General features: G+C 41.0%; 4 protein-coding genes. 3 read left to right on the forward strand and 1 reads right to left on the reverse strand.

The window, feature by feature from the left end; translation table 11 throughout:
* The first annotated feature begins 43 nt into the window (after window positions 1–43).
* From BKK52_RS04030 to nagE, 3 genes are all read left to right on the forward strand, one after another.
* Window positions 44–1,894, forward strand: coding sequence for a TRAP transporter large permease subunit (locus BKK52_RS04030; RefSeq protein WP_077477997.1), 1,851 nt, complete (start codon window positions 44–46; stop codon window positions 1,892–1,894).
* Between the two features lie 121 nt (window positions 1,895–2,015).
* Window positions 2,016–3,143, forward strand: a complete 1,128-nt coding sequence (locus tag BKK52_RS04035; RefSeq protein WP_077473941.1) for an N-acetylneuraminate epimerase — start codon at window positions 2,016–2,018, stop codon at window positions 3,141–3,143.
* Window positions 3,144–3,217: 74 nt separating this feature from the next.
* Window positions 3,218–4,687 carry an N-acetylglucosamine-specific PTS transporter subunit IIBC gene (gene nagE, locus BKK52_RS04040; RefSeq protein ID WP_077477999.1) on the forward strand — a complete coding sequence of 490 codons (1,470 nt, stop codon included), beginning with the start codon at window positions 3,218–3,220 and terminating at the stop codon, window positions 4,685–4,687.
* 354 nt (window positions 4,688–5,041) lie between these two features.
* Here the strand turns inward: nagE and BKK52_RS04045 are convergent.
* On the reverse strand, window positions 5,042–9,144 hold a 4,103-nt coding region (locus BKK52_RS04045), incomplete at its 5' end, for a two-partner secretion domain-containing protein (protein ID WP_077478000.1).

The raw sequence follows: 9,144 nt of genomic DNA on the forward strand, positions 1-9,144 counted from the left end.
CATCTCATCTTGCTTCCTTTGGTCTTCTTTCATGGAGTGAAGTATGAAAATTGCTAACAAACTTGAAGAATGGATTGGTGGCGTTTTATTTCTCGTCATCTTTTGTATTCTTATCGCCCAAATTCTTTCCCGACAAGTTTTTCAATCCCCACTCATCTGGAGTGAAGAACTTGCAAAACTCCTTTTTGTTTATGTTGGGATGCTCGGAATTAGTGTGGCAATCAGAAAACAAGAACACGTCTATATTGATTTCTTAACGAATTTGATGCCCGAGCGAATCAAAAAAATTGCCAATACCTTTGTTCAACTCATTATTTTTATCGGTATTTTCTTTTTTATTCACTTTGGTATTCGGAATTTTATGAGTGCTTCCTTCCCTATTGATGCTCTGGGTGGCATTTCTGAAAAATGGATTTTTGCGTCATTGCCTATCATCGCCGTGTTGATGATGGTGCGTTTTTTCCAAGCCCAAGCACATAATTTTAAAGAAGGGAAAAGCTATTTACCTGCCACATTTTTCATCATAAGTGCGGTCATTTTACTGGCGATTTTATTCCTCGCTCCCGACTGGTTTAAAGTGCTACGTTTTACCAACTATGTGAAATTAGGCTCAAGTGCCGTCTATGTCGCCTTGCTTGTGTGGCTTGTCATTATGTTCTTAGGGGTGCCTGTGGGTTGGTCACTGTTCATTGCAACCCTCCTCTATTTCACGATGACCCGCTGGAATGTTGTTAATGCAGCCTCAGATAAATTGGTATATAGCCTAAATAGTTTCCCATTACTTGCCGTGCCATTTTATATTCTCACCGGTATATTGATGAATACAGGGGGAATCACAGAACGGATCTTTAACTTTGCCAAAGCCTTGCTGGGGCACTATACCGGCGGAATGGGTCATGTGAATATTGGCGCAAGTTTATTGTTCTCCGGTATGTCAGGCTCTGCCCTTGCCGATGCGGGCGGTTTAGGTCAACTTGAAATTAAAGCCATGCGTGATGCCGGCTATGATGATGACATTTGCGGAGGGATCACCGCTGCCTCTTGTATTATCGGTCCTTTAGTGCCACCAAGCATTGCGATGATCATTTATGGTGTGATTGCCAACGAATCCATCGCCAAACTCTTTATTGCCGGTTTCGTGCCGGGTGTATTGATCACTATTGCTTTAATGGCGATGAATTATTATGTCTCTAAAAAACGGGGTTATCCAAGCACACCAAAAGCCTCTAGAGAACAGCTTTGCACCGCATTTAAAAGCGCATTTTGGGCAATTTTAACGCCATTATTAATTATTGGTGGGATCTTCTCCGGGCTATTTAGCCCAACAGAATCTGCGGTGGTCGCTGCAACCTATTCTGTAATCATAGGAAAATTTGTTTACAAAGAGCTCACCCTAAAAATGCTTTTCAACAGCTGTGTTGAAGCCATGGCAATTACCGGTGTGGTGGCATTAATGATTATGACGGTGACTTTCTTCGGCGATATGATCGCCCGTGAACAAGTGGCAATGCGTATTGCCGATGTATTTGTTGCCGTGGCGGATTCGCCGTTAATGGTCTTAGTGATGATTAATGCCTTGTTGCTCTTCTTGGGGATGTTTATTGATGCTTTAGCATTGCAATTCTTAGTACTGCCAATGCTTATCCCCATTGCAATGCAATTTAATATCGACCTTGTATTCTTTGGGGTGATGACCACGTTAAATATGATGATCGGTATTTTAACGCCACCAATGGGCATGGCGCTCTTTGTGGTCGCCCGTGTCGGCAATATGTCGGTATCTACCGTCACCAAAGGGGTATTACCGTTCTTAGTCCCTATCTTTGCGATGTTGGTTTTAATTACGGTGTTCCCACAAATTATTACCTTTATACCAAATCTGTTGATTCCGTAAAGGAGAGATAATCCAAAGTGCGGTTAAAAATACTCTCATTTTTGACCGCACTTGAAATCACACGCTATTCAATGCTGTTTTATGAATAGCCCCCCTAACATTAACCAAAATGAGGTTTATGATGAAACGAACAAAAACAGCATTATGCACAGCACTTTTTGCCGCCCTCACTTTTTCTGCAAACGCTCAGGCTTATCCGGATCTGCCTGTGGGCATTAAAAGCGGAGCCGGTGCGTTAATCGGTGATACCGTTTATGTGGGATTAGGTTCCGGTGGCGATAAATTCTATTCCCTTAACCTAAAAGATCCTGCTGCACAATGGCAAGAAATTGCCGCCTTCCCGGGAGGAGAGCGCAATCAGCCCGTTGCAGCCGCAGTAGCGGGAAAACTTTATGTTTTTGGCGGCTTGCAAAAAAATGAAAAAGGTGAGCTTCAATTGGTGAATGATGCCTACCAATATAATCCAACGGACAATACTTGGACAAAATTGCCAACCCGCTCACCACGAGGTTTAGTGGGCTCATCCGGTGCATCATATGGCGATAAGGTTTACATTGTCGGTGGCTCCAATCTTGCTCTCTTCAACGGTTTCTTCCAAGATATGGTGGCTGCCGGTGAAGATAAAATGAAAAAAGAAGCCATCACCGCCACCTATTTCAACCAACGCCCGGAAGATTATTTCTTTACCACGGAATTATTAAGCTATGAGCCTTCAACCAATCAATGGCGTAATGAAGGTCGCCTGCCATTTTCCGGTCGTGCCGGTGCGGCATTGACCATTCAAGGCAATGCGTTAATGGTCGTCAATGGCGAAATTAAACCCGGCCTTCGCACCGCAGAAACCCACCAAGGTCAATTCACCAATCAAGGCGTACAATGGAAAAATCTACCGGATTTGCCCGCCCCTGAAGGTCAAAGCCAAGATGGTTTAGCCGGTGCAATGGCAGGTTATAGCCATGGGTATTATTTAGTTACCGGTGGGGCAAACTTCCCGGGCTCTGTAAAACAATTTAAATCAGGTATGTTGCACGCTCACAAAGGGTTAAACAAAGCATGGCATAAGGAAATTTATACCTTCAATAATGGAAAATGGCGTATTATTGGCGAGCTACCAATGAATATCGGCTATGGATTATCCGTTTCTTATGATAATAAAGTGCTGTTAATTGGTGGTGAAACCGACGGTGGAAAAGCCTTAACCTCGGTGAAAACGTTAAGCTATGACGGTAAAAAATTAACCGTGGAATAACCACGAATAAAGATAAACGACCGCTTGTGAACAGTATCCTTACAAGCGGTGAATAAAAAATCTAAGGAGTATTTATGAGTATTCTTAGCTATGCACAAAAAATCGGACAGGCATTGATGGTTCCTGTTGCCGCCTTGCCTGCCGCCGCACTATTAATGGGGATCGGTTATTGGATAGACCCTGACGGTTGGGGGGCAAACAGTCAATTGGCTGCATTATTAATCAAATCAGGAGCAGCCATTATTGATAATATGGGCTTATTGTTTGCCGTGGGGGTCGCTTTTGGTTTATCCAAAGACAAACACGGTTCCGCCGCCCTTTCCGGCTTGGTGGGGTTTTATGTAGTAACAACCTTGCTTTCACCGGGCGGTGTCGCACAATTACAGCATATTGACCCAAGCCAAGTCCCTGCCGCTTTCGGTAAAATAAACAACCAATTTATTGGGATCTTAATTGGTGTCATTTCTGCTGAACTTTATAATCGTTTCTATCAGGTGGAATTACCGAAAGCCCTGTCGTTCTTTAGCGGAAAACGCCTTGTCCCGATTGTGGTGGCGTTCGTGATGATTGCCCTTTCTTTCCTGCTTCTCTATGTTTGGCCGCCTATTTTTAACGGGCTCGTTGCATTCGGTGAATCAATCAAAGATTTAGGGGCAATTGGTGCGGGTATTTACGGTTTCTTTAACCGCTTGCTCATTTCAGTGGGCTTACACCATGCCTTAAATTCCGTTTTCTGGTTTGATGTCGCGGGCATTAACGATATTCCAAATTTCCTTGGCGGCGCAAAATCTCTTGCTGAAGGTACGGCTACGGTCGGGGTAACGGGTATGTATCAAGCAGGCTTCTTCCCGGTGATGATGTTCGGTCTACCGGGTGCAGCCTTGGCCATTTACCACAGTGCCAAACCAAGCCAAAAAACGAAAGTGGCTTCAATTATGCTGGCTGCCGCCTTTGCTTCTTTCTTCACCGGGATTACCGAGCCACTTGAATTTTCATTTATGTTCGTCGCCCCAATTCTTTATGTCATTCACGCACTTTTAACCGGTCTTTCCGTATTTATTGCAGCAAGTATGCACTGGATTGCAGGCTTTGGTTTCAGTGCCGGATTAGTGGATATGGTGCTTTCTTCTCGTAATCCACTTGCAGTGAATTGGTATATGCTCATTGTACAAGGCGTAGTTTTCTTTGCTATTTACTATGTGATATTCCGTGCCGCAATCAAGGTATTCAACCTAAAAACCCTTGGGCGTGAAGAACAAGAAGAAACGCACGAAGACAGCACGGTGGTCGAAACTACCTCTCGCGAAGAAACCGCAATCAAATTTATTGATGCCTTGGGGGGAAAAGCAAACTTCAAGCATATTGATGCCTGTATCACTCGATTACGATTAACCTTGGTTGATCACAACAACATCAATGAAGCACAGCTTAAATCCCTCGGTTCAAAAGGGACAATCAAAATAGGCAATGATGGGTTACAAGTGATTTTAGGTCCCGAAGCTGAATTAGTTGCAGAAGCAATGAAACGTCAGATTCATTATTAATATGACTTCCCGCCTTAAAGGCGGGATTTCTCCCATCAAAATTGACTGATTATTGTCGATCTTTCTTGAACTTCCCCTCAAGAGTAACTAAAACTCACATTTTGTATAGAAATGATGTACGAAAATATTCGCAATTGGGATATTCTCTTTCTTAATTTTATACGTTGAATATTACGGGTTTTAAGATAGCTAAACGTCCACCTTAATTTGTGCTAGCCGGCATAGACAAAAAGCCATAGCCTTATTGTTACTTAGAGGTTATCGCTTGCTTTATATTAAAAAAATTTGCCGAAACACATTGTATTCCAAATTATTAACAATAGTTTCGGCAAATTATTAAGCTTAGTAAATGATTTATCTACGTCTGCGTTGTTTCACCAGTTCTAAAACACGTGTTTTTTGATCGGTAGTTAAATTAATATTCGTTTTAACGACTTGGTTTTTAACAATTTGCGGTTTCGGTGGATTAATACCGCCATGTTTTACATTTTCAGTTTTAGTCGAATCAACCTTCACATTAACATCAGCTTTCACGCCTGCAATCGTTCCATTATCCCAATCTTTTCTAACATTTTCTGCCCATTTATCTGCTGGATATGGGGTAAATTTGCCACTTCCATTTGCAGAAAGGTGTACACTGGTTTCGCTCACTTTATCCGTAACAGAGTTACTTGTAACACTGCCTGTCAGGTTATTGGTTACATTTGGTGCATTAACGCTACTACCATTAAAGTGTGCATTATGACCTGAAATAGTTGCATTTTGTGCATTTAAATCGGTCGTTGCGTGAGTTGCATTGCGTACAACATCAACATTTAATTTGCCAGAACCATTGGATGGTGTCCATTTGTTGTCGCTAAGACCACCATTTAATGATAATCCGACATCAACGCCCGTTTTATTGACGTTACTAACGGCCGCATTTAAGTTTACGTCTCCTTTACCACCATCTAAGTTAAGGTTAGTACTATTTGACGATATGCCTGTTAAATTAACGCCATTTTGTCCTTGAATATTGATGTTCTGACCATTAATGGATACGCCTTGATGAGTTGTACTATTTTCATATTGAACATTCACATGACCATTAATGCCAAGACTTGAGGTATTTGCACCGACACTTACTCCACCACCTACAGAAACATTTAGATCTTGGACTTGGCTTTTACCCGGTTGAATATTAACCGTATCACCTGTGATAGAGACGTTGTTACCTGCATTTACGTTTGTACCTTGTAAGTTTACCCCATCTTTACCGTGAATATCTACATTATTACCGCCTTGTACATTATGTAAAACAGCATCAGTACGGTTTCCTTTATGTCCATTTGCCGTAAAATTTACATCAACAGATGGGACAGCTGCACTCACTGCCGGAATCACAATTGACCCCACTCCAACATTTAGGGTAAAACCACCACCTTTGTGCGAACTGGTATTTTGTGATTGGGTAAAGTTTACTTTATCCGCATTGATATTGACATTATTATTTGCTGCAATATCCGCTTGGCTGTTCAATGTACCAGTTGTAATATTCACATTATTGCCCAGTACATTCGCTTTATGGGCTGTTGTAGAATTACTTTGATCTTTTTGGAAATGAATACCCGCATTCACAGCTACATTAGCGGTCGCAAAATCTTTAGTTGTTGCACTCACGCCAATCGTTAAGCCTGCGGTTAATCTCTCATTCTGTTTAGTATTGTGTGCCGATAGAATGTTGTGGGCTTGTGAATCAAGATTAACGTCTCCCCCGGCTTGATATTGTGTGCCAACATCCATCAGACGAGTCGTATTGACATTGATGTCTTTACCTGCTGTGAGCGTTGTACTTTGTGCATTACTTGCAGAATTACTCTCTTTACCGCCAGAAATGCCGAGTACAAGGCTACCATTAACGGTTTTATTTTTATCCACTGAGGTGGTTAAGGTTAAGCCCAAATCAAAGTTCTTCTGTTTATCATTTTCTGTATTATATTCTGGAATATGAGAAACGCTCTTCGCATTTTCGGAAATGTTTGCACCTGCAGTGAGCTGAGATCCCTTATGCCCAATATGTTGATTTGCATTGATATTGAGATCACCTGCTGCAGAAAGTTGGCTTCCTTTAGCGGTAGTGGTGGTTTTGTCTTTATCTGTATGTTGAAGACCTAAGGATATTTTGTTGGTTATGCTACTCTCTGTGACCGTTACTGTATTTGTAATACCGAAATCTGTATTAACTTTAGAAGTATGAGAGAAATCATGGTGTGCTTTGGTATTCACATTGTTAGCGCTAATATTCAGATCGCCTTTAGTTGCCACAACCTTACTTCCTGTCACATTGACGCTATTAGCCGTTAAATTTGCACTAGCCCCACTGACTTCCGATGGATTATAGGTATGCTCTTCTTTCAATTTAGAGTGTTTATAAAAACCAAATGTTGCACTGGCTTCGCCTTTAAATTTCAAATTATCTTTGACATTATCAGCCAAATTGTTCGCCTGTTCATTACGTTTTACTTTACCTGCAATCACATCGGCTAACAGATCAATTGATGATTTTGCTAGCCCTTCTTTATCAATGAATAGTGTTGGCTTCTCCACTTTCGTGGTAAAACCAATACCAGATTGCGTGTAGCTTTGCGTGAGGTAATCCTGACTACCTAGGATATTAATTTTCCCGCCTGCAATAATATCAAGAGCCCCACCCGCTTGCACACGGCTACCAACAATATTGACATTTTTATCGGTAACTAACTGTAAATTTGATTGAGATCCCAACTCAGCACCTTTTCTGGTATAGACCAATTTATAACCTTTAGTACGCTCTTTGGTAATATCAAAAATTGTGCCTTTACGTCCTTTTTCTTCATAGCTACTTACATTTGATACTGCATCTAAAACGAGGTTTCCGTCATTTGCTTTCACCAGAGCATCTTTGCCAGAAATTATTCGGCTTCCAGAAATATTCACCCCTTTTTTCGAGTCTAAAAGGATTGCGCCTTTAACAGTAAAATCTGCACCATGTTGTTCTCTATCATTTCTAGTTGAAGCTAGTGTTTTTGAGCCTGCGAATCCGCCCCAATATTTCTCTTTATCATCAACGTTATGATCATTTACTACTTCTTCTGAATTAAATTGAAGTTTTCCAGCATTTGCGAGCACGAAATCACCATCAATTTGCCCAATAGTTCCTGCAAATTGAATATCTGAAGCACTTGATACAATCAAATCACCTTTTACATTCATTTTACTTGGAGCATATTTTTGGGCATTGGCAGATTGACGGCTACTTCCTGTTTTATTTTTTGGTGAAAGATTTTTAAATTGAACAGAGTCATCATAGTGATTTAGTTCTTTTACGCCTCTAAATACAACTCCTTTTTCCCCATGCAATGCTACATTTACTGCATCAATTTGCGTTGCATCTCCTGTTAGCTGACCATCTAATGCAACAAGTTTAAGACTATCCGCTTTAATGGATGTACTATGCGTAGTTTCTGTTTCGCTCCATGAGGTTTCTCTAATTTTTTCATGTTTTCTAGTACGGCTATCGCCAATAAGTTCATTTTTTTTGGTTTTTTGTGCACCTAAATGTGTTTTTCCGCCCACTAATACTGCATCTTTTGACTGAATATCAGCACCAGAAATATCTAAATGATTAGAGGCCACTACAATGACAGAATCAGCTTTTACCGTAGTTTTTGTAAAGTGCTCAGTATTTTTATTTGATGTACGGCTACCTACGAATTTGTCCGGTTCTTTAATTTCTTTAAATGTACCCAGATTTGTTTTTGTAACAGTACCATTTAATTTTGCATTCCCAGCGGTGACGACAACTTCTTTAGCTTCTAAATTACTGCCAGTAATTGATAAATTGGCTCGTTCATCTGTTGAGTGAATACGGATTCGTCCAGCCTGAATACTGCCAGCGACTTTACCATCTAATACTTTTTCTTGTTGTGGTAATACGTTAATCGTTAATTGACCGTCATCTGCACGTTCAATTTTATTACGCCCCTGAACAATATTGACGTTTCCGTTATTTGATTGAATCTTACCGGCAATATTTACTTTTGGTGCAATAAGATCCACATTTGACGTTCCTGATATGCTTCCTTTTGTTGTTAAGCTGTTCTCACCATCGACTTGATAACCTGCTAACTTACCACTTTCAACAGTTGCTTTCCCTACTACTAAAGAGGCTCTTGGCGTATTAATAAAGCCAGCACCATCAACACTGATTCCATTTGGATTAGCTAATACATAATCAGCAGCTTGACCTGCAATCTCTTGTTTACCGGCAAGATGTGATGGATTACGGCTTACCACTTCATTTAAAATGATCGTAGCCGCTTTTGTGCGTAGATTAGGGTTTTTGGTGACTTCACCAGCAAGCTGGATTTGGCTGGTTTGCAATCCATTGTTGAGTACAGCACCCGCTTTATCAACATTAAATTTAGGGGCTGACGTAG

This window comes from Rodentibacter trehalosifermentans, assembly GCF_002000545.1.
In the GTDB taxonomy this organism is placed as follows: Bacteria; Pseudomonadota; Gammaproteobacteria; order Enterobacterales; family Pasteurellaceae; genus Rodentibacter; species Rodentibacter trehalosifermentans.